The organism is Proteus sp. PR00224, assembly GCF_016238105.1.
Classification (GTDB): domain Bacteria; phylum Pseudomonadota; class Gammaproteobacteria; order Enterobacterales; family Enterobacteriaceae; genus Proteus.
The window spans coordinates 266,317-293,219 of sequence record NZ_JAEHQU010000004.1; the positions used below are offsets into that span (position 1 = coordinate 266,317).

Consider the following 26,903-nt stretch of genomic DNA (forward strand, 5'->3'; position numbering starts at 1 on the left):
TCTTGAAAACACAGTTATCAGCTAATGAGATAGCATGATAATCTGCACAACATCATCAATAATTTATGCGCCGACATTATGTCGGCGTTATCTCATGCCGAGGCTTGTAGAATGAAAAAAGTATTATTTGCAGTGTGTGCGATGACATTATTTAGTAGCCAAGCCGCTTGGGCTGATGCACGTCAGGATTTGCAACAACGATTAAATAAAGTAAATAGTTTTCAAGCAAACTTTAGTCAAACCGTGACCAGCAATGAAGGCTCACTTATCCAAAAAGGGGAAGGCAGTTTAAAAGTACAACGCCCTGATTTGTTTAATTGGCACATGACAGCACCGGATGAGAGCACATTGATCTCTGATGGTAAAACATTGTGGTTTTACAATCCTTTTGTCGAGCAAGTTACAGCAACTTGGTTGGAAAGTGCTACAACCAATACGCCTTTTATGCTGATCGCCCGTAATGACAGTAAAGAGTGGCAAAACTATGACGTGAAACAGTCTGGTGATCGTTTTGAGTTAACACCTAAAGTAGAAAATAACTTAAAACATTTTACGATAACTGTATTACCTAACGGACAAATTCAGCAATTTGCAGCTACAGAACAAGACGGTCAAGTAAGCAATTATCAATTGACTGCACAGACTGCCGCGCCAATCGATGCATCCGCGTTTCGCTTTACTCCTCCTGCGGGTGTGACTGTGGATGACCAACGTCAGTGAGGATATTTTGAGTAATTTATCACTCGATTTTTCACGCAATGAGTTCCAACCTTTAGCCGCAAGAATGCGACCTGAAACGTTGGAACAATATATCGGACAAACTCATTTACTTGCCGAAGGTAAACCATTACCTCGAGCGATTAAAGCAGGTCAATTGCATTCCATGATCTTATGGGGACCTCCTGGTACGGGTAAAACTACCCTTGCTGAGATCATTGGTCGCTATGCACAAGCTGATATAGAACGATTATCTGCGGTGACATCGGGTATTAAAGAAATTAGAGAATCTATTGAAATTGCGCGCCAAAATCGCAATGCAGGGCGTAGAACGATCCTGTTCGTTGATGAAGTTCATCGTTTTAATAAGAGCCAACAAGATGCCTTTTTGCCTCATATTGAAGACGGTACAATCACTTTTATTGGCGCAACAACAGAAAATCCCTCTTTTGAATTAAATTCAGCATTGCTATCCAGAGCAAGAGTTTATCTATTACGTTCATTAACCGAAGCTGATATTGAGCAAGTGCTACAACAAGCGCTGGACGATCCTGAACGGGGTTTAGGCGGACGTAATATTATTCTGCCAGATGATACACGCAAAATGATTGCACAATTGGTTAATGGTGATGCGCGCCGTTCATTAAATTTGCTTGAAATGATGGCGGATATCGCTGAAGTTGATAATCAAGGAAAACGAGTATTAACACCAGCATTACTGACAGAAATCAGTGGTGAACGAAGTGCTCGTTTTGATAATAAAGGTGATCGCTTTTACGATCTTATTTCTGCATTACATAAATCAGTCAGGGGATCAGCGCCTGATGCTGCTCTTTATTGGTATGCAAGGATCATAACAGCCGGCGGTGATCCGCTTTATGTTGCTCGTCGCTTATTGGCGATTGCGTCAGAAGATGTGGGAAACGCCGATCCTCGTGCTATGCAAGTGGCAATAGCTGCATGGGATTGTTTCACGCGTGTTGGTCCCGCCGAAGGTGAGCGCGCTATTGCTCAAGCAATTGTATATCTGGCTTGTGCTCCCAAAAGTAATGCTGTTTACACTGCATTTAAAGCAGCCATTGCTGACGCTAAAAGTAAACCTGATTATGATGTACCTGAGCATTTGCGTAATGCACCAACAAAATTAATGAAAGAAATGGGGCTTGGTGCTGAATATCGGTACGCTCATGACGAGCCTAATGCTTATGCTGCTGGTGAGGTCTATTTTCCTAAAGAAATGGCTGATACACAGTACTATTACCCAGTGAAAAGAGGGTTAGAGATCAAGCTTGCAGAGAAATTAGACTGGCTTACTCAACAAGATCAAAATAGTACGACAAAACGCTATCGCAAAATGTAAAGATGCGGTAAGGTTATTCAATTATCATTAATTTCTTAACTATGCCTTGTCTCAGATATCTTTTTTATAAGATAGGAGAGAAGGTTTTTATTAATCTATCAATAAGCACAGGATAAGCATGCTCGATCCAAATCTACTGCGTAATGAGCTAGACGCGGTCGCCGAAAAACTGGCTCGCAGGGGATTCATCCTCAATGTGGAAAAAATTCGTCAACAAGAAGAACGCCGTAAGGTGTTACAGGTTGAAACTGAATCCCTGCAAGCAGAACGTAATTCCCGATCGAAGTCCATTGGTGCGGCAAAAGCGCGTGGTGAAGATATTGAGCCACTTCGTCAAGAAGTTAACCTGTTAGGTGAAAAACTTGAAGCTGCAAAAGCCGAACTTGAAGTGCTTCAAGCGGAAATTCGTGATTACGTTTTAACTATCCCAAATATGCCAGATGATGCTGTTCCAAATGGCAAAGATGACAGCGAAAACGTTGAAGTTTCTCGTTGGGGCACACCAAAAACTTATGATTTTGAATTAAAAGATCATGTGACTTTAGGTGAGCTAACAGATGGTTTAGATTTTGCTTCTGCGGTAAAAATTACCGGTTCACGTTTTGTTGTGATGAAAGGTCAAGTTGCACGTTTACATCGTGCTATTACACAATTTATGTTGGATCTGCACACAGAAGAGCACGGCTACCAAGAAATGTATGTTCCTTACTTGGTTAACCACGCAACTCTGTACGGTACAGGTCAGTTACCTAAATTTAGTGAAGACTTATTCCACACTAAACCGTTAGAAGAAGAAGCAGAAAGCCAATACGCACTTATTCCAACAGCGGAAGTGCCTGTGACAAATATGGTAAGAGACGTCATTCTTGAAGAAGACGACTTGCCATTGAAAATGACAGCTCACACACCATGCTTCCGTTCAGAAGCAGGCTCTTATGGTCGTGATACTCGTGGTTTAATTCGTATGCACCAATTTGATAAAGTTGAGCTAGTTCAAATCGCTCATCCTGAAAAATCAATGGAAGCATTAGAAGAGCTGACTGGTCATGCTGAAAAAGTACTGCAATTACTGAATCTACCTTACCGTAAAGTGGTACTTTGCACTGGCGATATGGGCTTTGGTTCACGTAAAACTTACGACTTAGAAGTTTGGGTACCAGCTCAAAATACTTACCGTGAAATCTCTTCATGTTCAAATATGTGGGATTTCCAAGCACGTCGTATGCAAGCACGCTTCCGTTCTAAAGGTGATAAGAAGATCCAGTTAGTTCACACTTTAAATGGTTCGGGCTTAGCAGTAGGTCGTACTTTAGTCGCAATTATGGAAAACTATCAAATGGCTGATGGCCGTATTGAAATTCCAGAAGTGTTACGCCCATACATGAAAGGTTTAGAATATATCGGTTAATTATTATCTAATTAATTGAGTATTAATAATTTAACCCCCTGCTTAGGCCGGGGGTTTTTTATTAACTGTAGTAAATATTTAACGCTATTTATTTGTTTTTTATAAGTCATTAAATCCACAATATTTTATTTCATCAGAGTTAAATCTCAATAAAGAGCGTATCAAAAATAATTTAATTCTAAGGTATGTCTTTTTTGTTTATCTCTTTTTCATTCCTTGCTTGACAATTTCTCATATTGACATTAACTTGGATTTCTAGATGTTTAGCCGTCTAGATTTCTATTTAATAGGTGAGTTGATTAAAATGATAACACTAAAAAATGTCAGCAAAATTTATCAGCGAGGGAAAAAGCAAACTATTGCTGTTGATGATATTAATTTGAATATTGAGCAGGGAGATATCTTTGGCATCATTGGTTATAGCGGTGCTGGAAAAAGTAGTTTAATTCGTTTATTGAATCGCTTAGAGCCTGTAACAAAAGGAGAAGTGATTGTTGGTAAATACAACATTACTACCAGTAGTGAACGTGAGATCCGTAAAATCCGCCACTCAATTGGTATGATCTTTCAACATTTCAATTTGCTATGGTCACGTACAGTTAGAGAGAATATTGAATTCCCACTTGAAATTTCAGGGGTAGATAAGAAGCAACGTTTTCAACGTGCGAGTGAATTAATGGAGTTAGTTGGGCTTGCTGATAAAGCTGATGAATATCCATCAACATTAAGTGGTGGGCAAAAACAACGTGTTGGTATTGCTAGAGCGCTGGCAAATAATCCTGATGTTTTATTATGTGATGAAGCAACATCTGCATTAGATCCAAAAACAACACAAACAATTTTAGCACTACTCGCTGAAATTAATCAAAAAATGAATATTACGATTGTGTTGATCACGCATGAAATGCAAGTTGTAAAAGCGATATGCAATAAAGTAGCCGTTATTGAGCAAGGAAAAATAATTGAACAAGGCGAAGTAGTAAAAATATTTAATCAACCAAAACATAAAGTGACACAACAGTTTTTATCACAATCAGTACATGTAACAGATAACAGTGATGATATTGAGAATATAAAGCAGCAAAGCACAGTAATAAAACTGTTACTGCAAGAGGGTAAAAAATATGACTATTTACTTTATGATTTAATTTCTAAATTTAATGAACCAGTTAATTTAATAAAGGGCAGTTTTTCACAAGAAAACGGGTTTATTTATTTACAGCTAAATAATAAATCGGATGAAATCATCCAATATCTTGAGAATAATAAATTTGATATAGCGGTCGTGTGATATGGATGAAATACAAAGTTGGTTTAATAGCTATTTACCTCATTTAAAACTCAATGTACTCGGTGAAGAAACATTAAATACATTATATATGACACTGGTTTCTGGTGCATTATCCTGCTTATTAGGGATCTTAATTGGCGTGGCATTATTTTTAACAGCAAAAGAGGGTTATAAAGAGCAACTTTCTATTTATCGAATACTCTCATTTATTGTAAATATTTTTAGAGCCGTTCCTTTTATTATTTTAATTATTTTATTGTTCCCTTTTACTAAATTAATTGTGGGAACCATATTAGGTGTTAATGCAGCGCTACCTGCATTAGTGATTTCAGCAGCAGCCTTTTATGCCAGACTAGTTGAATTAGCATTACGTGAAGTAGACAAAGGTGTTATTGAGGCAAGTCTTTCAATGGGCGCTAATTTGCCTACGTTAATATTTAAAGTGTTATTACCAGAATCATCACCTGCACTTATTTCTGGCTTAACTGTCACGTTGATTTCTTTAGTGGGTGGAACCGCAGTTGCAGGCGCAATTGGGGCGGGTGGACTAGGTAACTTAGCTTATTTAGAAGGATTCCAACGCAGTCATCTTGATGTGGTTTGGGCTGCGACTTTAGTGATTTTATTTATTGTATTATGCATTCAGTTATTAGGAGATAGTGTTGTAAGAAATATAGATAAACGCTAATTAAAGAATTAATTCAATTAAAAATCAAATTTAAAAAAATAAGGTTACAATAATGAAACTAACAGTATTTAAAAAGCTGGGATCACTGCTACTTATTAGTCTAGTGCTCTCTGCTTGCAAACCATCAGATGAAAAATCAGAGAATAAATTAATTATCGGCGCATCAAGTACACCTCATGCAGAAATTTTAGAATTTGTTAAACCGCAATTAGCAAAAGAAGGGCTAGAGTTAGATATTCGAATTTTTAATGATTATATTATTCCCAATCAAGCATTAGCCGAAAAAGAATTAGATGCTAACTTTTTCCAACATGTACCTTATTTAAATAAAACACTAGCAGATCACCCTGATTGGAAATTAATTTCTGCGGGAGCTGTACATATGCATCCATATCGTTTTTTCTCGCAAAAATATAAAAGTCTGCAAGATTTACCTAACGGTGCAAAAATGATTAGTAGTAATAACTTGGCACAACATGGACATATATTAAAACTATTTCAAGATGAGGGCTTAATTAAATTACGTGATGGCATCGATCCTGATGACTCCACAATTGATGATATTGTAGAAAATCCTCGTAATATTAAATTCTTATTCACCTATGATGGCCCATTGCTGCCACAAATTTATAAAAACGGTGAAGCAGATGTCGCTTCTATTGATGGGCACTTTGCCATTAATGCTGGGCTAGATTTAAGCAAAGAAGTAATTTATACAGAGCCTGCGGCTAACAGTAAGTTTGCCAATGTGGTTGTTATAAGAGAAGAAGATAAAAACGATCCGCGTATTGCTAAATTAATGGCACAACTAAAAGCGCCTGAAACCAAAAAATTTATTTTGGATACCTTTAAAGGCGAAGCAGTTCCTGTTCCATAATTAGTTTATTTTTAAATTAATGTATCAAAGAGTGGTGTAAGAGATTATGCCACTTTTTTGTTTTTTATAAGAGGGATTATAAAAAGGTTTTTAATAAAGAAATGACTATTTAACAAAAATATAACGCAATCCGCCATTGGTTAAACCGATCACGGCAGATCCTATTTATGCTGTTAAATTAGACCTATCACTCGAATTTACCCCCGTTATTTTATGACGTTTCTATTTAATTAGAACCCTACAAAAGAGCATATTCTATGATAGTTTCTAAACAGCAGTTACATCAATTAATCAAAAATAAATTACATCATGCAGGATTGAGTGAGTCTCATGCTGATACGGTGGCTGATGTCTTAGTCCATGCTGATGCCAAAGGTATTCATTCTCATGGTGCTGTTCGTGTAGAGTATTATGCAGAGCGGATCAGTAAAGGTGGTACAAATACGGCTCCTGATTTTACTTATACTGAAACGGGACCATGTAGCGCTGTATTTGATGGAGATAATGGAGCTGGGCATGTTGCAGCGAAAGACGCAATGGAACGCGCAATTAAAATGGCACAAGAGAAGGGAGTTGCAGTTGTTGGTGTAAGACGAATTGGTCATAGTGGTGCGCTATCTTACTTTGTTGAACAAGCATCGCAAGCAGGCATGGTAGGTATTTCGTTGTGCCAGTCTGATCCTATGGTTGTTCCTTTTGGCGGCTCAGAAGTCTATTACGGCACTAATCCTATCGCTTTTTCAGCTCCTGGAGTAGGTGATAAACATATTACATTTGATATGGCGACAACCGTACAGGCATGGGGCAAGGTACTCGATGCGCGTTCACGGCATGTCGATATTCCCGATACTTGGGCAGTCGATGAAAGTGGTAAACCTACGACTGATCCCTTCGCAGTAAAAGGCTTATTGCCTATTGCTGGGCCTAAAGGCTATGGCTTAATGATGATGGTTGATGTGTTGTCCGGTATCTTGCTTGGACTTCCTTTTGGTAAACATGTCAGTTCGATGTATCACGATTTAACTCAGGGGCGAGAGCTAGGGCAATTACATATTGTTATTAATCCTGCTTTCTTTACTGATACCTCATTATTTAGAGAACATATCTCACAGGCTATGGGGGAGTTAAATGCAATTAAGCCAGCTCCTCATGTGGAGAAAGTGCTTTATCCTGGTGAGAATAGTCAAATAGAAGAACAAAGAAGTGAAAAAGAAGGTATTGAGATTGTTGATGAAATTTATAATTATTTAATATCTGATGCACTTTATAATAAATCTTATGATAATAAAAACCCGTTTGCGGGTTAATGATGTAAGCTATGTATTCTAGATAATAAAAAGCAGTAGGATTTACGCTCTACTGCTTTTTTATTTAAGTAAGCTAATGCTAAGAATTAACTGACTAATTTACCAATATTGGATTCAGCGGTTTTATTAAGAGAAATCGTTCCATTTCCACCATTTCCACCATTTCCACCATTTCCACCATTATTTCCTTGGTTGCCTACATTATGGTGATAAAAAACGTCACGATAAGAGCCATACATCGCAGTGTAAGAAAGAGGAATAGTAATTAATAACCCTAAACCAAATGGAATAATACTCACTACCAGAATAAATAGCAGTAAAATAAAGAAGAAGAATCCACCCGCTAAATTTATTTTTACTGCCGAAAGGCTCGCTTTAACAGCAGGGAGCGCTTTATAACCGTTTACTAATACCAACGCAGGGACAAACCAATATGCAGCAGTACTAATTGTACCAAAAATAGCAATAATAATGATAAATAGAGTAAAACCTGATGTGTTATCTGCCATCATTTCAGCAATAATTTCTTCAGAATAATCACTAGAAGCTGCATAGATAACGTCCATCATGGCTGCACCAGAGATAATAACTGCGAGAATAATCCCAAACAGCAAAATAAGGAAACTAATGCCGTAAGCGCCCATTATACTTAGATAGCGTTTGTTATAAAAACCAAAGAATAGATTATCAACGTCCATCCGTCGGGTTTCATATTGCTGATGGGCAATGGCAATAAGGCCTGTAGCTAATACAGTAGTAATAAAAGGTGATATGATTGGACCTATTAGCGGAATAAATCCAAGAATGGTCGATATAATAAGACTAACGATAAAGTAGATAATAATAACGCCTACCCACATCCAAAAACGTTCTTTTATTAAATCCCATCCCAGTCCTAACCAACGTACTCCGCCTGAGGCACCTCGTGCTTGAGGAATAGGCGTAAATACCTCTTGAGGCTCTGTTAGCGATGAATTATTGTCTTGTTCCATTTCCTGTACCTTAATCCCAATATCTTTAGTTTATAAATATAAGATTTCTATAATATCTTTTTGTTTTGTTATTAATCAACTGTATTCAACTTAATATAGGTTAAGGATAATCTTAGAATGTATATTTTTACTTGTGAGGACAGACATTCTTTAATTAATACAAAATGATTTAAATAATTTAAGTTAACTTCATCTCATTAAAAAATAACTTTATTTGTTTTGAATATTTTTAATTATATAAAAACAAAAAAGCAGCGCTTTAATGCGCTGCTTCTTAAATTAATCTTAAGTAGAAAAGCTTAGTAGATCACTTTATGGCCATAAGATTCAAGAATTGATTTTACATTTTCCATCGTCTCTTTTGACGGTGGATGAATGCCATCTAGCTTGTATTCTTCTCCTAAAGCTACCCATTTATGTTTGCCGAGTTCGTGGTAAGGAAGAAGTTCTACTTTTTCGATATTTTTCATATCTTTAATAAATTCGCCTAAACGATGAGCAGAATCATCATCATCAGACCAACCCGGTACAACTACATAACGAACCCATGTTTTTTGGCCTCGTTTTGCTAAATAACGTGCGAATTCAAGTGTACGCTGGTTTGATACACCAACGAGCTTTTGGTGGATCTCATCATTGACTTGTTTTAGGTCGAGCATCACTAAGTCAGTGGCATCCATTAATTCATCAATAACGGGATCATAACGACGAACAAAGCCATTAGTATCTAGGCAGGTATGGATATTTTCTTTCTGACAAGCACGAAACCAATCACGTACAAACTCTGCTTGCAAAATTGCTTCACCACCTGAAGCAGTAACACCGCCGCCAGAAGCATTCATAAAATGACGATAGGTAACCGCCTCTTTCATTAGTTCATCAACTGTGACGATTTGCCCACCATGAGTATCCCATGTGTCACGGTTGTGACAATAGAGGCATCTCATTAGGCATCCTTGAAAGAAAACAATGAAACGTATTCCGGGACCGTCAACAGTACCGCAGGATTCAAATGAGTGGATACGACCAAGTACGGACATAACAGGGTTACTCCAAAACTGTCTAATAAAAAGGCCCCAAAGTAGGGGCCTTTATTCTAAGCGATTTTATCTACTTTCTCAGTAAATAAATGCATATAGTTATCTTTATTACATTGTTTGTGTAAATGTACGGGTGATAACGTCTTGCTGTTGCTCTTTAGTCAGTGAGTTAAAGCGAACTGCATAACCAGAAACACGGATAGTTAACTGAGGATATTTCTCAGGATCTTCCATTGCTTCTAACAGCATTTCACGGTTCATCACGTTGACGTTCAGGTGTTGACCACCTTCGATGCCCGCTTCGTGGTGGAAGTAACCATCCATCAGACCCGCAAGGTTTGCTTTACGAACATCATCATCTTTACCTAATGCATTAGGTACGATTGAGAAGGTGTAAGAAATACCATCTTTCGCATAAGCAAATGGCAGTTTCGCAACAGAAGTCAGAGAAGCTACCGCACCTTTTTGGTCACGACCGTGCATTGGGTTAGCACCTGGTCCGAATGGTGCACCTGCACGACGACCATCTGGGGTATTACCTGTTTTCTTACCGTAAACAACGTTTGAAGTGATAGTCAGGATTGACTGTGTAGGTACCGCATTACGGTATGTACGCAGTTTCTGAATTTTCTTCATGAAACGTTCAACTAAGTCACAAGCGATGTCATCTACACGAGAATCGTTGTTACCAAATTGTGGGTATTCGCCATCAATTTTAAAGTCAACTGCTAAGCCGTTTTCATCACGGATTGGAGAAACTTTTGCATATTTGATTGCAGACAGTGAGTCAGCAGCAACAGACAGACCTGCGATACCACATGCCATTGTACGATATACGTCACGATCATGAAGTGCCATCAGAGCTGCTTCATAGCTGTATTTATCGTGCATGTAGTGGATAACGTTCAGCGCAGTTACGTACTGAGTTGCTAACCAATCCATAAAGTGATCCATTTGGTTCATCACAGTATCGAAGTCTAATACTTCGTCCATGATTGGAGCATGTTTTGGACCTACTTGGATTTTCAGTTTTTCGTCAACACCACCATTGATGGTATACAGTAAGGTTTTCGCTAAGTTCGCACGAGCACCGAAGAACTGCATTTGTTTACCAACAACCATTGGGCTAACACAACATGCGATTGCATAGTCATCGCTGTCGAAGTCAGGACGCATTAAGTCATCATTTTCGTACTGGATTGAAGAAGTATCGATTGAGACTTTAGCTGCATATTTTTTGAAGTTGATAGGCAGTTGTTCTGACCACAGGATGGTCATGTTTGGTTCTGGTGATGGACCCATTGTGTACAGGGTATTTAAGAAACGGAAAGTATTCTTAGTTACCAGAGTACGACCATCTAAACCCATACCTGCTAAAGATTCTGTTGCCCAGATTGGGTCACCAGAGAACAGTTCATCATATTCAGGAGTACGTAAGAAACGAACCATACGTAATTTCATGACTAAGTGGTCAATTAATTCCTGAGCTTGTTCTTCTGTCAGTAAGCCAGCTTCAATATCACGTTGGATGTAGATATCTAAGAAAGTAGATACACGACCAAATGACATTGCAGCACCGTTTTGAGATTTAACAGCGGCTAAGTAACCGAAGTAAGTCCATTGTACTGCTTCTTTTGCGTTTTGCGCTGGGCGAGAAATATCGTAACCGTATTTCGCAGCCATTTCTTGGATTTGACCTAAAGCAGCGTGCTGCTCTGCGATTTCTTCACGCAGTTGGATAGTCATTTCCAGATCTTCGCCTTTTTCCATTCTTTCTTGTAAAGAGGTGAATTGGGCAAATTTATCTTTACGCAGGAACTCAATACCATACAGTGCAACACGACGGTAGTCACCGATGATACGGCCACGACCATATGCATCTGGTAAACCTGTTAAGATACCAGATTTACGGCATTTCATGATGTCTGGAGTATAAACATCGAAAACGCCTTGGTTGTGAGTTTTACGGTAATCAGTAAAGATTTTTTTCAGTTCTGGGTCCAGCTCACGGTTGTAAGCGTGGCAAGAACTTTCAACCATACGGATACCACCGAATGGGATGATCGCACGTTTCAGAGGTGCATCAGTCTGTAAACCTACGATTTGTTCTAAATCTTTAGAGATATAACCCGCATCGTGAGATGTGATAGTTGAAGCAACAGAAGTATCAAAATCAACCGGCGCATGCGTGCGGTTTTCGATTTTGATGCCTTCCATAACTTGTTCCCAAAGTGTATCAGTTGCTTTAGTGGAACCTGCTAGGAAAGATTCGTCGCCTTCATATGGAGTATAGTTTTTTTGGATAAAGTCACGAACGTTAACATTGTTCTGCCATTCACCTTCAGAAAAACCTTTCCATGCTTCAGCAAATTTTTCATTTAAATCAGACATGATACTTCTACCTTTTTACAATGGAACTTAAGAAATCAGTCATACCTGCGTGGATTAATGTTTATCGCCACGCAGATGCATTAACCAGTATACCAAACCGACTAGGACTGCTCCGCCAATAATGTTACCGATAGTGACAGGTAATAAATTGTCAGCGAGGAAATTCGAAACTGTTAAATCCGAAAATTGTTCGGGTGATGCACCTACTTTAGTCCAGAATTCTGCGGGTGCAAAATTCTTAATAACAATACCTAAAGGGATAAGGAACATGTTAGCGATACTGTGCTCAAAACCACTAGCAACGAACATACCGATAGGTAAAATTAATGCAAAGAGTTTATCAATTAGTGTGCGACCTGCATAGCTCATCCAAACTGCAAGACAAACCATTAAGTTAGCTAAAATACCTAAACAAACTGCTTCAATAAAAGTGTGTTCAACTTTATGTTGTGCTGTTTGTAAGACATTAAGCCCCCAAAGCCCATTCGCTGCCATATGCTGACCTGCGAACCACATTAAGGCGACAAAAAAGAGTGCGCCAACAAAGTTACCAAGATAGACATTTATCCAGTTTGCAAACATTTTGCCCCAAGATATACGTCCAGTTGCTTTAGGAATAATAGTAAGAACAGTAGAGGTGAATAAGTCAGCGCCACAAACGACGACGAGCATTAACCCCAGAGAGAAGCAGATCCCACCGACTAATTTAGCCAGCCCAAATGGAACAGATGCGGTACCTGTAGTAGCAGTAATATAAAAAACAAAAGCAATTGATATAAACATACCCGCGGTAAATGCAGATAAGTAAGTCGTTGGAATATGTTTATTTGCTTTATAACAACATGCATCATCGGCAACTTTTGCCATATCTGCAGGTGATAATAAATTAAAAGGGCTGTCAGCTTTCATACTAACACTCTCTTATATGTTGGAATAATTATAGCACGCAATAATAGTAGCAAAGGGGCTTACTTCTAAAATTGATATGGATCATGGTCGCTCATTAGAATCCCGTTTTTAGTGCGTAAAAACCCGCTATTTTGGCTATAACTATTTGATTAATAAAATGAAAAAATTTTTTAAAAATTATCAAAAAATTTTAGACTAGCTGGATAAATAAAGTAGAAAGTAAATATAAAGTATTATTTAAACCCCGTATGTTAAGAATTAAAAATTAAATTTAACGCCTTATTTACTTTTGTCATAAATATAAACATTACTTTATTTGTGGTTAATCTTTAATGATTACTCCAGACATATACCCATTATAAAAATAAGGTTTTTTAATTTTTGAGATCTGGTTAAACAAATAGCAATTTAAACTATATTTAAGTAATATTCTTGGTGTAAAAGTTCAATATGTATTTATAGTGTCATATTAAATGCCTTAAATCGTCACTTTTGCCATATTTTGACAATTTTGTCAGATGGCAAATTTGTCAACATGACAAATCTGTCAATATTTTATTTTTAGAAAAATAAAACACTCTACTTTTCAATAGAGTGTTTCAATTTAAATACGCGCTTATTATTCAGTTAAAGTTAATTATTATTTAATAAATAACCTTAAACAAAATAGCCTTATTTAGTCGATTGACGTTTTGCTTTCTGTAATTTCTCATAGGCAGCAAGTAATGACTGATGAACAGGTAAATTAGCTAAATCAGGATCAATAGTTTGTAATCCGTAAAATGCTTGTTTGCCTTGTATTGCATTTAAGGCTGCTTGTAATGTTTTTTCGCCATACATACGAGAAAATGCGTACATATATTGTTCTGGTTCACGTTCAGTCTCTTGTTGTAATAATAAGAGATTGTGTAAACAGCGATAATAGTTTTGACGCTCTGGCGTAAATAAAGAAGCATTAAAGTCTTGAGTCCATTCAACCCAAACGAGTGCTTGATCAAGATCGCCACCCGCAAGCGCTAACATTGATTTTAATTCACCTACACGCAAATGGCTCCAACCATTATCTTTGCCCGGAGCAATACCAATCATCTCTCTGATACGTGTAAAGTCATCTAAACCATCTTCATCAAATTGACCAATAAGAGAAAGATACTCTTCTTTAGTGCCTTCGCTCGTTGGTAGAGAAAGAATGGTGTCACGCCAATGTACACCCATAATGTTATTGGCTAATTGTAAATCCTCAGCAGGATAAATATCAGATAAGCCCGGTACTAAAATACGACAAGCGTAAACACCTAGGTGTGAGTAGTCCATGATATAGACTTCTGCATCGCACTGCTGGCAAAGTGACATTAAGGTATGGAACTCTTCTTCTGTCGTACCACTGAAGTTCCAGTCAACAAATGCGTAATCGGCATCTTTCTTAAATAGATCCCAACTAATTAAACCACTTGAATCAATAAAGTGTGTTTCAAGGTTAGTATGATCACCAACTTCTTCATCATCAAAGCTTGGCGGATTAAAGACATCGAGATCTTTAAGGCTACGGCCTTGCAATAATTCAGTGACAGTACGCTCTAAAGCCACACCAAAATCAGGGTGAGCACCAAAAGAGGCAAAACAGGTACCATTTTGTGGGTTGAATAATACGACACAAATAACAGGGAATTGACCGCCTAAAGAGGCATCAAAACTAAAGATTGGGAAACCTTCTTGCTCTAATGTTTCAATCGCTTCAATAACAGCAGGGTAGCGAGCTAAAACTTCTTTAGGAATTTCAGGTAAGCTAATTCTCTCAGTGATAATGCGATTTTTTACATAACGTTCAAAAACTTCAGAAAGCCCTTGAACTCGTGCTTCATTCTTTGTATTTCCCGCTGACATGCCATTAGAAGCATATAAATTAGCAATAATGTTTACAGGAATATAAACAGGTTTTTCATCAGATTGACGTATAAATGGCAGAGCACAGATTCCGCGATCATGATTACTTGATTGTAAATCAACTAACTCACTACCACATAACTCACCTTCTGGATCATAAAATTCGCGTAAACGCGCATCTAATAAGCCAGCGGGAACAGAATCATCTTCTGTTAGTGGGAACCATTTTTCACTTGGATAATGAACAAATTCACCTTCTGCAATATCAGCACCTAACCAGAAATCAGAGAAGAAATAATTGGTTGAAAGACGTTCAAAGTATTCGCCTAGAGCAGAGGCTAATGCCGCCTTTTTGCTGGCGCCTTTACCGTTAGTAAAACATAAAGGGCAATCTTTATCGCGAATATGAACAGACCAAACGTTTGGTACAGGGTTTAACCATGAAGCTTCTTCAATGTTAAATCCTAAGTCGGTTAATTTTTGCTGAAAGCTAGCGATAGAATCTTCCAGTGCGGCATCTTTGCCAGGAATAAATGTTTGTGACATGGCAGGTTTCATCAATATTTTGCTGGTGATAGTTAGGGGGCACATGATACTGAAATCCCCTGTAATGCACTAACGATTTCTTATGTCGAAAAATAACCAACTATATAGAAGCCTCATTATTTATTTGATATATGAGTTTTTTTAATAAATTCGTTTGATTTATCACGGAATTGATAATTAAAAATCATCATAATTAGATTTATTTATTAATTCATAAGGGATCGAAAAAAATGATGAAGAAAACATTGCTTGCCAGTTTGTTAGCTGTAATCAGTGGTTCTGTTTTCGCTTTGCCTAATGTCACTATTCTTGCAACAGGTGGAACGATTGCAGGCGGCGGTGATTCAGCAACACAGTCTAGCTATACGGCAGGTAAATTAGGCATTGATGTGTTGATCAATGCAGTGCCTGAAGCGAAGCAAGTGGCTAATTTAAAAGGTGAGCAAGTCGTTAATATCGGTTCTCAAGATATGAATGACCAAGTTTGGTTAAAACTCGCTAAAAAAATTAATGAAGATTGCGATAAAACCGACGGGTTCGTGATAACACATGGTACTGATACCATGGAGGAAACAGCTTATTTTCTTGATTTAACAACTGCTTGTAAAAAACCTGTTGTAATGGTAGGTGCAATGCGTCCTGCTACGGCATTAGGCGCTGAAGGCCCTTTAAACTTATTTAATGCGGTTGTGATTGCCAGTGATAAAGCCTCTGAAAATCGTGGTGTGTTAGTCACTATGAATAACGCGGTGATTAGTGGTAAAGACGTTGTTAAAATGAATACTACTGAAGTACAAGCATTCCAGCCTGTTAACGCAGGTGCTCAAGGTTATGTGCATAACGGTAAGGTTCATTATTATACTGCGGCATTACCTCGTGCAGATAAAGCCGCATTTGATGTGAGCAAACTAACCGAATTGCCAAAAGTTGGTATTGTTTATAACTACTCCAATGCGTCTGATTTACCAGCAAAAGCCTTTATTGATAATGGCTACAAAGGTATTGTTAGTGCAGGTGTGGGTAACGGTAACTTATATACTGATATTTTTAATACCTTAGCTGATGGCGTGAAAAAAGGTGTTGCAGTGGTTCGTGCAAGCCGTGTGCCAGTAGGATTTACCACCCAAAATGGTGAAGTGGATGATGCAAAATATGGCTTTATTGCGTCAGAGCGCTTAAATCCACAAAAAGCGAGAGTGTTATTACAGTTATCACTGACTGAAACTCAAGATCCTGCAAAAATTCAAGAAAACTTTGAAAAGTATTAAGTTAAACAAGTCTAAATAATAACAAGGCCTCATTCGTGAGGCTTTGTTATATTAAAAATCACATCATATTCATTGATTCTTTTTAGCGCTAGATACCACAACTTTCGCTGTAAAAAACGCCACAAACGGCGTAAAAGCAAACACAATAAACAGCCAATGTGCAGCATTTTGCGCGCCAAGAATACCTCCTGGATCTGTTAACCCTGCCATATTAACCACAGTCCCTGAAATAGATGCACCGACAGCTGTTGAAAACAATTGAATAGTGGTAATGGATGTTGCCGCTTTTTGAGCTTCTTGTCCCTGAGAAACGTGTAAAACACGGGTTAAATAATGAGGCCATGCCATACCAATTCCGGCACCTGTAAAAAAGAGAGCGATACAAATAATGATAATCTGCCCATAAGGTACGGTTAAAACATTAGAGATAAATAAACCGAGGATCACAATGGCTGAAAAATTAATCATTGGGCCAAAACGCATTAACCGCTGTGCAGTAGATTGTTTACTTGATGAAGACACAATGGCAGAGAAAGACCAACCCGCACCAACCAATGCCGCTAAATAACCTGAAAGTAGTGGGGTAACATTATGGATAATTTGCAAGAAATAGGGCACAAAGACTTCTGTTTGTACACTAATCCCTAATAAAGCCATTGTGAAATATATGGGTGCTAACGGTGCAGAAAAAGAAAATGTCCCTCTAGGAAATAAGCCATCATTTGATTTTTTATCAATATTGACTAACAGGAGAATAAAGATCAAAGCAAATATAAAGGATAAGGCGTTATATAAAATAACGTTATAAAGACTACCAATAGAAATAGATAATACAGCAAGCATTAATAAAATAAGCTGCTGATAAGGTAATGGGGTTTTCGCGACGATATTATCAGCATTATTTTCGGTAGGAAGAATAGTAAATAATAAAATAGCGTAAGGAATACCTACAAATAAAATAGACCAAAATGCACCGCGCCAAACATCATATTCAGCAAATATTCCACCTAGCGCAGGGCCTAATAGTGTTGATATTCCCCACATGCTAGACATTAATGCCATGGCTCTAGACCAAAGTGGTTGAGGAAACATGACCCGAACTAAAGAGTAAGCAAGAGCCAGCAACATTCCTCCGCCAGCTCCTTGAATAAATCGCCCTAAAAGTAATATCTGCATTGAGGGTGCTGTCGCACAAATAACAGAACCTGCTAAAAAGCAAATTGTGGCAAAAAGATAACTATTGCGGGGTGCAAGTACGCTCAGTAATCGAGAAGTTAATGCAGAAGAGAGAATTGAAGCCAGAATAAAAACAGTGGTGTTCCATGCATATAAATTAAGCCCACCAATATCACGTACAATTGAAGGTAGCGTTGTGATCGTAATATAGACATTAATTGCATGTAATGCGACACCTCCTGCCAAAGCGAGCGATTTTAGACTATTTTTTCCATGAAGAAGCATTCCCCAGCTCGCTTCTTCTTTTTTATTTACACTCCCCGACATAAAACACTCCTAACCATTATTTTTATGCTCTGCATATTATGCGTTAGTTCACAATAATCATTGCGCCAATTTAACGGGAATGATACAACCGATAAAGGTCATTTTGTAAAAACATATTCAGATAGGGTGAATTTGAATGAGTCAGGTATATAACTTTAGTGCAGGTCCGGCTATGTTACCGGCAGAAGTCCTTCGTCGTGCAGAATTAGAATTATGCAACTGGCATGAACTTGGGCGTTCGGTTATGGAAATTAGCCACCGCAGTAAAGAGTTTCTTGAGGTTGCTCATCAGGCAGAACAAGATCTTCGCGATCTTCTCAATGTGCCAGAAAACTATAAAATTCTTTTTTGCCACGGTGGTGCTCGTGGCCATTTTGCTGCTTTACCTCTCAATTTATTAGGCGATAAAGCAAGCGCTGATTATATTGATGGTGGTTATTGGGCTAAAAGTGCAGCCGAAGAAGCTGAAAAATATTGTTCGCCGAATATCATTAAAATTAAAACAGAAATTGATGGCAAAATTGGCGTTAAGCCAATGAAAGAGTGGCAATTAAGTGCTGATGCTGCTTATGTGCATTATTGCCCAAATGAAACCATTGATGGTATTGCCATTCATGAAGAGCCAGATTTTGATGACAGCAAAATTGTTATTGCTGACTATTCATCTTCTATTTTATCTCAACCGATAGATGTTAGCCGTTTTGGTGTTATCTACGCGGGTGCACAAAAGAATATTGGTCCTGCGGGTTTAACGATTGTCATTATTCGTGAAGATCTATTAGGTAAAGCGCGTAAAGAAACGCCTTCCGTGTTTGATTACACTGTGCTTGCTGAAAATGATTCCATGTTTAATACACCACCTACCTTTGCTTGGTATTTATCAGGTATGGTCTTTAAATGGCTGAAAGAGCAAGGTGGTTTGCAAGAGATGGCAAAACGTAACTATGAAAAAGCAGCGCTTCTTTATAGTGCAATTGATAATAGTGATTTCTATATCAATCGTGTTGCCACAGAGAATCGTTCACTAATGAATGTACCTTTCCAAATGTCTTCTCCTGAGTTGGATTCTGTATTCCTAAAAGAGGCAGAAGCGCAAGGTTTAGTCGCATTAAAAGGTCACCGTGTATCAGGTGGTATGCGTGCTTCAATTTATAACGCAATGCCATTGGAAGGTGTTCAAGCATTAGTTGACTTTATGGCTGATTTTGAACGTCGCCATGCGTAAGAAATAAAATTTAGAATAAGAAAATCTGCTTAACATACAGGTTTTCTTATTCATTCAATATTCAAGATGTTAATAATTAAAATTGAATTACTTAGTGCAGAATTAATAAATAAAAATATAAGTATCTAAATAATTTTATATTTAATTAAATAACATCCCTCTTAATTTATTTGTCTATTGGAGTTTTTACCTGTTTATGGAATCGTTAACATTACAACCTATCGCTCATATCGAAGGTGTTATTAATTTACCAGGATCAAAAAGTGTCTCTAACCGTGCGTTGTTATTAGCGGCTTTAGCTAAAGGTAAAACTCGTCTAACCAACTTATTAGATAGTGATGATATTCGTCATATGCTTAATGCATTAAAAGCGTTAGGTGTGCAATATCAATTATCAAATAACAATACGGTATGTGATATTGAAGGGCTCGAGGGAAAGTTTAAAACAAATTCGCCATTAGAGCTCTTTTTAGGTAATGCAGGTACAGCAATGCGCCCATTAGCGGCTGCATTAAGTCTTGGTGAGCACGATATTATTCTTACGGGTGAACCTCGTATGAAAGAGCGTCCAATTGGGCATTTAGTTGACGCTTTACGCCAAGGTGGCGCAAAAATTGACTACCTTGAACAGACAGATTATCCGCCAATTCGCTTATGTGGTGGTTTTTTAGGTGGTAATGTTGAGGTTGATGGGCGTGTTTCTAGCCAATTTTTGACTGCATTATTAATGACGGCACCTTTAGCTGAGCAAGATACTATTATCACTATTAAAGGCGAATTAGTATCAAAACCTTACATTGATATTACCTTAGCATTAATTAATACCTTTGGTGGGAAAATTGAAAATCAAGACTACCAACGCTTTGTTATAAAAGGTGGGCAGCAATATCAATCACCAGAAAAGTACCTTGTAGAAGGTGATGCTTCATCTGCTTCTTACTTTTTAGCCGCTGCTGCCATTAAAGGTGGCACTGTACGAGTTACAGGTATAGGTAAAAATAGCTTACAAGGGGATATCCATTTTGCTTCTGTGCTTGAAAAAATGGGCGCAAAAGTACGCTGGGGTGATGACTATATAGAGTGTGAGCGTGGAACGTTAAAAGGCATTGATATGGATATGAATACTATCCCTGATGCAGCAATGACCATTGCTACCACGGCACTTTTTGCTGAAGGTGAGACTGTTATCCGTAATATCTATAACTGGCGTGTAAAAGAAACTGACCGATTAGCGGCAATGGCAGCAGAGTTACAAAAAGTAGGTGCGATAGTTGAAGAAGGGCACGACTACTTAAAAGTAACGCCACCAAAACAGTTAATCACTGCGGATATCGAAACTTATAATGATCACCGCATTGCGATGTGTTTTTCGCTGGTGGCACTTTCAGATACGCCAATTACTATTCTTGATCCAGGATGTACTGCAAAAACCTTCCCTGATTATTTTGAGAAATTAGAAACACTTTCTCAACGTAATAATTAATGTGAAAATCATTAATTAAAATGAGTCAAAATTAAATCAATTAAATCGGTAGTATTGGACTTTTTAAAGAACAATACTGCCGATTTTTTATTGTGATTAGATTAATTTTTCTAAAAAATACACTATCTCGAAAAAATAATATTAAATAAGACCCTTTAGTGCTTATCTGCTTGTTTCTTCCTATACATTGTATGCGTATAATGTCGCGCATATATTAATACTGTTTTTCTCTGTTTGAATACAATGCCTATTATATCAATGTAATAAGAGCAACAAATACAGAAATGCAGTGCCCACGAAAAGGAGAAACTCATGGCGGTTATCGTCCCTGTTATAACTGTTGATGGGCCTAGCGGAGCAGGTAAAGGAACATTATGCCAAGCATTAGCGAAAGCGTTTGGCTGGCATTTACTCGATTCTGGCGCTATTTATCGTGTATTGGCATTAGCGGCTTTACATCACCATGTTGATATCACCTCAGAAGATGCTTTAGTTCCCCTGGCTGCAAATTTAGATGTACGTTTTATTCCTAATGAGAATGGCTTAAGTGTCATTCTTGAAGGTGAAGATGTTTCAACTGAAATTCGAACAGAAACAGTTGGGAATACGGCATCACAAGCTGCGACTTTTCCTCGTGTAAGAGAAGCATTACTGCGTCGTCAACGCGCATTTCGTACAGCGCCGGGCTTAATTGCAGATGGTCGAGATATGGGCACAATTGTTTTTCCTGATGCTCAAGTAAAAATATTTCTAGAAGCGAGTGCAGAAGAGCGCGCGCGTCGTCGCATGTTACAGTTGCAGGAAAAGGGCTTTAATGTTAACTTTGAGCGCCTTTTATCCGAGATAAAAGAACGCGATTACCGTGACCGGAATCGCGCTGTTGCGCCACTTGTTGCGGCGAAAGATGCATTAATTCTCGATTCTACAAGCTTGTCTATTGACGAAGTCATTGAAAAATCGTTGACTTATGCTAAAAAAAATCTGCAATTATCAGCGTAATTAATTTTTATTTCGTTTATACTAGGTAATTATCAAAATCGGGTTGACGTGTTAATGAAAACACAACAATGCCCGATGACCTTGTCACAAAGGATGTAACGAGGTATGTGAAACAACCCCATTCGGCCGGATGCTAAATGGACGTTAATTAAATTTACTTGAAGATCATTAACATGACAGAATCTTTTGCTCAACTCTTTGAAGAATCCCTAAAAACAATCGAAACTCGTCCTGGCGCTATCGTTCGCGGCGTTGTAGTTGCTATCGATAAAGACGTTGTTCTGGTTGATGCAGGTCTGAAATCAGAATCTGCTATTCCTGTAGAACAATTCAAAAACGCTCAAGGCGAATTAGAAATCCAAGTGGGCGACGAAATTGATGTTGCTCTGGACGCGGTTGAAGATGGCTTCGGTGAAACCGTTCTGTCTCGTGAGAAAGCTAAACGTCACGAAGCGTGGCTGATGCTGGAAAAAGCTTACGAAGAAAACGAAACTGTTGTTGGTATCATCAACGGTAAAGTTAAAGGTGGTTTCACTGTTGAACTGAACGGCATTCGTGCGTTCTTACCAGGTTCACTGGTAGACGTTCGCCCAGTTCGCGATACAACTCATCTGGAAAACAAAGAGCTTGAGTTCAAAGTCATCAAATTAGACCAAAAACGTAACAACGTTGTTGTGTCTCGTCGTGCGGTTATCGAATCTGAAAACAGCGCAGAACGCGATCAGTTATTAGAAAACCTGCAAGAAGGCATGGAAGTTAAAGGTATCGTTAAGAACCTTACTGACTACGGTGCATTCGTTGATCTGGGCGGTGTTGACGGCTTACTGCACATCACTGACATGGCTTGGAAACGTGTTAAACACCCAAGCGAAATTGTCAATGTTGGCGACGAAATCACTGTTAAAGTCCTGAAATTCGACCGTGAACGTACTCGCGTATCATTAGGTCTGAAACAACTGGGCGAAGATCCATGGGTAGCTATCGCTAAACGTTATCCAGAAGGTACTAAACTGACTGGTCGTGTAACTAACCTGACTGATTACGGTTGCTTCGTAGAAATCGAAGAAGGCGTTGAAGGTCTGGTACACGTTTCTGAAATGGATTGGACTAACAAAAACATTCACCCATCTAAAGTTGTTAACGTTGGTGATGTTGTTGAAGTTATGGTTCTTGACATCGATGAAGAACGTCGTCGTATTTCACTGGGTCTGAAACAGTGCAAATCTAACCCATGGCAGCAGTTCGCAGAAACTCACAACAAGAACGACCGTGTTGAAGGTAAAATCAAGTCTATCACTGACTTCGGTATCTTCATCGGTTTAGACGGCGGTATTGATGGTCTGGTTCATTTATCTGACATTTCTTGGAATGTTGCAGGTGAAGAAGCAGTTCGTGAATACAAAAAAGGCGACGAAATCGCTGCTGTAGTTCTGCAAGTTGATGCTGAACGTGAACGTATCTCACTGGGCGTTAAACAATTATCAGAAGATCCATTCAATAATTACCTGTCTGCTCACAAAAAAGGTGCTATTGTTTCTGGTAAAGTAACTGCTGTTGACGCTAAAGGCGCAACTGTAGAATTAGCTGACGGTGTTGAAGGTTACCTGCGTGCTTCAGAAGCTTCACGTGACCGCGTTGAAGATGCAACTCTGGTTCTGAATGTTGGCGAAGCTGTAGAAGCTAAATACACTGGCGTTGACCGTAAAAACCGCGTTATCAACTTATCTGTTCGTGCTAAGGACGAAGCAGACGAGAAAGACGCTATCGCTTCTGTAAACAACAAAGAAGAAGTTGGTTTTTCAAACAACGCTATGGCTGAAGCTTTCAAAGCAGCTAAAGGCGAATAATTTAAGTTATTAACGGAAGGCAACGTTAATCGTTGCCTATTTATCGGTAGTTTAGGGAGGTAATATGACCAAGTCTGAGTTAATCGAGAGACTTGCAGGCCTACAATCTCATCTTTCGGCTAAGACGGTTGAAGAAGCTGTAAAAGAAATGCTTGATCATATGGCTGATACTTTAGCTGATGGTGAGCGTATCGAAGTCCGCGGATTCGGCAGTTTTTCTCTACACTACCGTGCGCCGCGTACGGGTCGTAACCCGAAGACTGGTGATAAAGTAGATCTGGAAGGTAAATACGTTCCACACTTTAAGCCAGGTAAAGAGTTACGTGACCGTGTAAACATTTATACGGAATAATAACTCCTGTCGAAATGGCACGATGTTAGTTAACTTTCTCAAAAACGGTGCTTAGGTGCCGTTTTTTTATTACCAATTATTATGACTTTTAGCGTATTTTTCTGCTCTCTAATCTTCTTCAATCTCTGATCTTGAATTGATTGATTTGCTCTATTTACTTTATCCCACTAGTACCTACCTTTCTTACTTCTTCTTTACTACTGTATTCTGCTTTAGTTGTAATTTCTCTATTTAATTACCTGTATCACTTAGTTGTTTTGCTTTTTACGAGTTTCTTCTCAAAATTCATTGTATGCAACAAGAGATCTTTTTCTTTTTATAAAGCATCGCTAAAAAATGACCTAAACGTCTTTCTTTAACTGAATGGTAATATCATGATATTTAAAGAATGATTGAAGGTAAGGATGCTGAAAATGATTTTATTGAATCGAATGATAAATTTTTTTGAGTTAAGGGTGGTATCAATAAAACGGAGGTGCTTTCATTCAACCTATTTTCAAAAACTCTATTTCACAAAGTTAACTTTAGATAATATTGCTTTAGCAATGATATTAGGTTGCTTACCGTTATTAGCTCAACATACACTTTTTAGTCAAACTATTTATTCTATTATTATTCTAGTTGCTCTATTTCTATTATTTGTTCCTTTTTGCTCATTCCGATTTTTAGCAATATTTCTGTTTTTCTGGGTTTATTCAAATATGGCTGCGTCATCGTTAATGACGAGAACGGAACAGTTTGCTGATAATATGGCAACATTTGAAACCAAAGTTATGGGATATCGCCAATTAGCAGATGGTAATATTATTATCAAAATACCTATTACGAAAAAAACGCTCTTTTCATCATCTGTTTACGCTAACGTGTATTGGCGAAATCCGCCTAAAAATATAGCGGTAGGGCAATATTGGAAGTTTAAGATTCAATTCAGAGCTGTACATAGCTATTTAAATGAAGGTGGGTTTGATAGCCAAAAATATGCCGTTTCTATGAAAGAAACTCTAACGGGTAAAGTGATGACGGCTAAGTTTATCCGAGATGATATATCACTGCGTATTCAGCTTATTCAGACCATCTCAGCTTATTGGCAAACAGCAAAAAATAAAGGTGAAATAATTGCTTTAGTCTTAGGTGATAAGCGATATATCGAACCTGAAAAAAAAGATCTCTATATGAAAACAGGAGTTGCACATTTAATTGTGATATCGGGTTTACATATAGGTTTAGCTGCCTTTGCTGGTTGGGTTATTGCAAGAGGTATTCAATTTCTTTTTCCTATTAGATGGATTAATCCACAATTTCCATTAGTTATAGCTTGGCTATGTGGTGTTTTCTATGCCGCGTTATCGGGTTGGGGAATACCAGCAACAAGAGCTGTTATTGGATTAACCGTTTGGGTGATTTTGCATTGGGGGAGCCGATTATTTTTACCGTGGCAATGGGCACTTTGGAGTGCTGCACTCATTCTTATTGTTGAACCTCTTTCTATACTTTCAGCCAGTTTTTGGCTCTCATTTTCTGCTATATTCGCCATTATTTTTTGGTATTGGATGTACCCATTAAAAGCTAAATATAATTATCAAAAACGGTGGTTTATTTTAAGATTAGTACATTTACAATTTGGTTTATTAATTATTTTATTACCATTTCAATTATATTTATTTAGTGGTGCTAATTTTTTTAGTTTTATTGTTAATTTATGGGCGGTTCCTGTTATTTCTTTTATTACTGTACCATTAATAATGCTTGGATTATTGACATTTTTTCTCTCATTTTTTCAACCGATAATTTGGCATTGGGTTGATCTTTCAATAAACCTTGCTTTTTGGTGTGCTCCATTATTTTTACCATTTTGGCAAGATAGTGGCGCTATCCCCTTATTATTAGGATTTTTGGGAATTGGTATTATTTTAGTCATCAAAATGTCATGGTGGTATCATCATTTTATTTGTATTGTGGCTATTGCTACTATTTTATATTGTGAATTCGCCGCTTCTTCACGCTATCAATGGCGAATGTCTATGCTAGATGTTGGGCATGGTTTAGCGATTATTATTGAAAAAGAAGGAGAGGCAATTATTTATGACACTGGAATACGTTGGAAAAGTGGTGGTTCAATTGCAAAAAGTGTCATTATTCCTTATTTAAAAAGCCATCGACTTAAACCCGTTGCATTGATAATTAGTCATGATCATCTTGATCATACGGGTGGTATTAAAGATTTAATAAAAGCTTATCCTAACTTAAGCATTCGTAGTAGTTTTGACGATCCTTCGCATTTACCTTGCTTAAGCAATAAATCATGGCAGTGGAAAGAGCTTCAATTTGATGCATTATGGCCACCGAATAAATCACTTTCTCCGAAGAATAATCAATCCTGTGTAATTAATGTCAGCGATGGTAAACACAATATTCTTTTGACTGGAGATATAGAGAAAGAAGCTGAAGCTCAATTGGTAAGAGTAAAAAAAGAACAACTGAAAGCAGATGTTTTACAAGTCCCTCATCATGGTAGTCAAACATCATCCACATTGATGTTTATTCAAGCTGTATCACCAAAAATTGCACTTGTTTCTGCTGCTCGTTATAGCCCTTGGCGTTTACCTTCTGATAAAGTACATCATCGCTATAAAAAAGAAGCTATTAATTGGCTAACAACCTCTATTAGTGGGCAAGTTTCTATCGAGTTTAATCAAGATAATATTGATGTATTTACCTATAGACGAGATATTTTACCTCGTTGGTATCATCAGTGGTTTGGTGTTTTGACGTTTCCCGAGTAGAATGTCCGGCTAATTATTAAAAGTTTGGTAATA

The 26,903-nt window shown here is 37.9% G+C and carries 20 protein-coding genes; 14 read left to right on the plus strand and 6 right to left on the minus strand.

Translation table 11 applies throughout. The annotated features are described in order from the left end of the window. Positions 1-111 precede the first annotated feature (111 nt). The 7 genes from lolA (at position 112) to allD (ending at position 7,648) form a co-directional block, all read left to right on the plus strand. A complete protein-coding gene (lolA, locus tag JEP71_RS09805) occupies positions 112-720 on the plus strand; it encodes an outer membrane lipoprotein chaperone LolA (protein ID WP_109373511.1) in 609 nt (202 codons plus the stop codon). A 7-nt stretch (positions 721-727) separates the two neighbouring features. After that, positions 728-2,077 carry a replication-associated recombination protein A gene (locus JEP71_RS09810; protein ID WP_198620527.1) on the plus strand — a complete coding sequence of 450 codons (1,350 nt, stop codon included), beginning with the start codon at positions 728-730 and terminating at the stop codon, positions 2,075-2,077. 118 nt (positions 2,078-2,195) lie between these two features. Beyond that, entirely contained in the window at positions 2,196-3,485 is a 1,290-nt protein-coding gene (gene serS / locus JEP71_RS09815) for a serine--tRNA ligase (protein WP_109373512.1), read from the plus strand. A gap of 304 nt (positions 3,486-3,789) precedes the next feature. Then, a complete protein-coding gene (locus JEP71_RS09820) occupies positions 3,790-4,776 on the plus strand; it encodes a methionine ABC transporter ATP-binding protein (RefSeq protein ID WP_198620495.1) in 987 nt (328 codons plus the stop codon). A gap of 1 nt (position 4,777) precedes the next feature. Beyond that, on the plus strand, positions 4,778-5,464 hold the full coding sequence (locus JEP71_RS09825; protein WP_198620496.1) for a methionine ABC transporter permease: 687 nt from the start codon (positions 4,778-4,780) through the stop codon (positions 5,462-5,464). Between the two features lie 52 nt (positions 5,465-5,516). Next, a complete protein-coding gene (locus tag JEP71_RS09830; RefSeq protein WP_198626163.1) occupies positions 5,517-6,341 on the plus strand; it encodes a MetQ/NlpA family ABC transporter substrate-binding protein in 825 nt (274 codons plus the stop codon). A 257-nt stretch (positions 6,342-6,598) separates the two neighbouring features. Next, positions 6,599-7,648, plus strand: coding sequence for an ureidoglycolate dehydrogenase (allD, locus tag JEP71_RS09835; protein WP_198626164.1), 1,050 nt, complete (start codon positions 6,599-6,601; stop codon positions 7,646-7,648). Between the two features lie 86 nt (positions 7,649-7,734). On the opposite strand, the gene JEP71_RS09840 is transcribed toward allD, so the two are convergent. From JEP71_RS09840 to ycaO, 5 genes are all read right to left on the minus strand, one after another. Further along, the gene (locus tag JEP71_RS09840) at positions 7,735-8,640 is read right to left on the minus strand and encodes a BPSS1780 family membrane protein (protein WP_198626165.1); all 906 of its coding nucleotides are present in this window, start codon (positions 8,638-8,640) and stop codon (positions 7,735-7,737) included. Positions 8,641-8,939: 299 nt separating this feature from the next. Continuing rightward, on the minus strand, positions 8,940-9,680 hold the full coding sequence (gene pflA, locus JEP71_RS09845; protein WP_023581312.1) for a pyruvate formate lyase 1-activating protein: 741 nt from the start codon (positions 9,678-9,680) through the stop codon (positions 8,940-8,942). Between the two features lie 108 nt (positions 9,681-9,788). After that, positions 9,789-12,071: a formate C-acetyltransferase gene (gene pflB / locus JEP71_RS09850; RefSeq protein WP_198620500.1), complete on the minus strand. Its 2,283-nt coding sequence runs from the start codon at positions 12,069-12,071 to the stop codon at positions 9,789-9,791. A gap of 54 nt (positions 12,072-12,125) precedes the next feature. Further along, positions 12,126-12,980 carry a formate transporter FocA gene (gene focA, locus JEP71_RS09855; RefSeq protein WP_100159566.1) on the minus strand — a complete coding sequence of 285 codons (855 nt, stop codon included), beginning with the start codon at positions 12,978-12,980 and terminating at the stop codon, positions 12,126-12,128. Positions 12,981-13,652: 672 nt separating this feature from the next. Next, positions 13,653-15,410, minus strand: coding sequence for a 30S ribosomal protein S12 methylthiotransferase accessory factor YcaO (gene ycaO / locus JEP71_RS09860; protein WP_198620528.1), 1,758 nt, complete (start codon positions 15,408-15,410; stop codon positions 13,653-13,655). Between the two features lie 230 nt (positions 15,411-15,640). Here ycaO and ansB point away from each other — a divergent pair, with 230 nt between their 5' ends. Beyond that, positions 15,641-16,678, plus strand: a complete 1,038-nt coding sequence (ansB, locus tag JEP71_RS09865; protein WP_198626166.1) for an L-asparaginase 2 — start codon at positions 15,641-15,643, stop codon at positions 16,676-16,678. A gap of 69 nt (positions 16,679-16,747) precedes the next feature. On the opposite strand, the gene JEP71_RS09870 is transcribed toward ansB, so the two are convergent. Next, positions 16,748-18,181, minus strand: a complete 1,434-nt coding sequence (locus tag JEP71_RS09870) for an MFS transporter (RefSeq protein WP_198620501.1) — start codon at positions 18,179-18,181, stop codon at positions 16,748-16,750. 136 nt (positions 18,182-18,317) lie between these two features. Here JEP71_RS09870 and serC point away from each other — a divergent pair, with 136 nt between their 5' ends. The 6 genes from serC (at position 18,318) to JEP71_RS09900 (ending at position 26,870) form a co-directional block, all read left to right on the plus strand. Next, positions 18,318-19,406, plus strand: a complete 1,089-nt coding sequence (gene serC, locus JEP71_RS09875) for a 3-phosphoserine/phosphohydroxythreonine transaminase (protein ID WP_196533048.1) — start codon at positions 18,318-18,320, stop codon at positions 19,404-19,406. Positions 19,407-19,602: 196 nt separating this feature from the next. Beyond that, on the plus strand, positions 19,603-20,889 hold the full coding sequence (gene aroA, locus JEP71_RS09880; RefSeq protein WP_198626167.1) for a 3-phosphoshikimate 1-carboxyvinyltransferase: 1,287 nt from the start codon (positions 19,603-19,605) through the stop codon (positions 20,887-20,889). A 312-nt stretch (positions 20,890-21,201) separates the two neighbouring features. Continuing rightward, the gene (gene cmk / locus JEP71_RS09885) at positions 21,202-21,888 is read left to right on the plus strand and encodes a (d)CMP kinase (RefSeq protein ID WP_098943727.1); all 687 of its coding nucleotides are present in this window, start codon (positions 21,202-21,204) and stop codon (positions 21,886-21,888) included. 173 nt (positions 21,889-22,061) lie between these two features. Next, the gene (gene rpsA, locus JEP71_RS09890; RefSeq protein WP_006537421.1) at positions 22,062-23,735 is read left to right on the plus strand and encodes a 30S ribosomal protein S1; all 1,674 of its coding nucleotides are present in this window, start codon (positions 22,062-22,064) and stop codon (positions 23,733-23,735) included. 64 nt (positions 23,736-23,799) lie between these two features. Further along, positions 23,800-24,087: an integration host factor subunit beta gene (gene ihfB / locus JEP71_RS09895; RefSeq protein WP_006537420.1), complete on the plus strand. Its 288-nt coding sequence runs from the start codon at positions 23,800-23,802 to the stop codon at positions 24,085-24,087. Positions 24,088-24,518: 431 nt separating this feature from the next. After that, positions 24,519-26,870, plus strand: a complete 2,352-nt coding sequence (locus JEP71_RS09900) for a DNA internalization-related competence protein ComEC/Rec2 (RefSeq protein ID WP_442958811.1) — start codon at positions 24,519-24,521, stop codon at positions 26,868-26,870. Positions 26,871-26,903: the final 33 nt, after the last annotated feature.